Source organism: Pseudomonas sp. DrBHI1 (genome assembly GCF_002205115.1).
In the GTDB taxonomy this organism is placed as follows: domain Bacteria; phylum Pseudomonadota; class Gammaproteobacteria; order Pseudomonadales; family Pseudomonadaceae; genus Aquipseudomonas; species Aquipseudomonas mosselii.
This window is the reverse complement of sequence record NZ_NIBE01000109.1, coordinates 1-750: the sequence shown is the minus strand read 5'-3', so window position 1 is coordinate 750 and position 750 is coordinate 1. Positions and strand designations below refer to the sequence as shown.

Below are 750 nucleotides of genomic sequence, written 5' to 3'. Positions count from 1 at the left end.
GATTTTACTATTGATCTTGGGCGTGAAAAAGTATGAAAGTGGCTGAAAATTGGACAGGTCTATTTTTTCTACTGTAGGTTTGGTTCCTGTGGGGCGAAGGGATCGAGGAGTCATGCAGGGTAGGCCGAAATTAGAGTATAGAAAGAATTTGTACCCTTGTCAGTTCCGTCTCGTTCAATGTTTATATTAGAATCCAGGGTGGTTGGTTGAATATTTCGTCCGGTCGTCTGGCTCAGTATATAGGGTGGCAGTGATGGCGAATGGTTTATTCGTTCCAGTGAATAAGATTCCTGAGCTAAAAATGCTTAAAGTAAGGCTGAGGAAAGAACTGTCTAGTCTGGGGTATGTGACGCAGAGAATAACCGTTGGTGTAACTTTGGTGGATAGTGATTGTTTGTTGGATAATATGATTTACATCATGGATCATGAGGGTGACGCGTGCTGTTGGTTGACCTTCATGAGCGCGGATGATTCTTTGCTAGAGGTGAGTGAGAATGGAGTGCCATTTATTGCTCATGTTTCGGGAGGGACTGGACGGGGGAGGCGTCTCGCTTTAGCTGTTTCCTATGGTGTATCTGTCGAAGGGCAAGGAGAGTGTGTTTATGATGACGGTCGCCTGTATTTGGGGGGAGGAGCAGGTTCTAGTTCTATAGAGGGGCTCAAGAAATTATTGGTGGAGCTGAAATGATTAGGTGTCTGCTAAAAACGAAAAGGGGGGCAGGTCTACTTTTTCTAATCTAATTTAAAGAA

At 44.3% G+C, this 750-nt stretch carries 1 protein-coding gene; it reads left to right on the top strand.

Going from position 1 to position 750, the window contains the following annotated elements; translation table 11 throughout:
* Positions 1-253: 253 nt before the first annotated feature.
* Positions 254-688, top strand: coding sequence for a hypothetical protein (locus CC207_RS26845; protein ID WP_143496155.1), 435 nt, complete (start codon positions 254-256; stop codon positions 686-688).
* The last annotated feature ends 62 nt before the right edge of the window (positions 689-750 follow it).

Bases quoted from the DNA above. Each gene is read 5' to 3' on its own strand.
- CC207_RS26845 (WP_143496155.1), top strand. From the start codon at position 254: ATGGCGAATGGTTTATTCGTTCCAGTGAATAAGATTCCTGAGCTAAAA.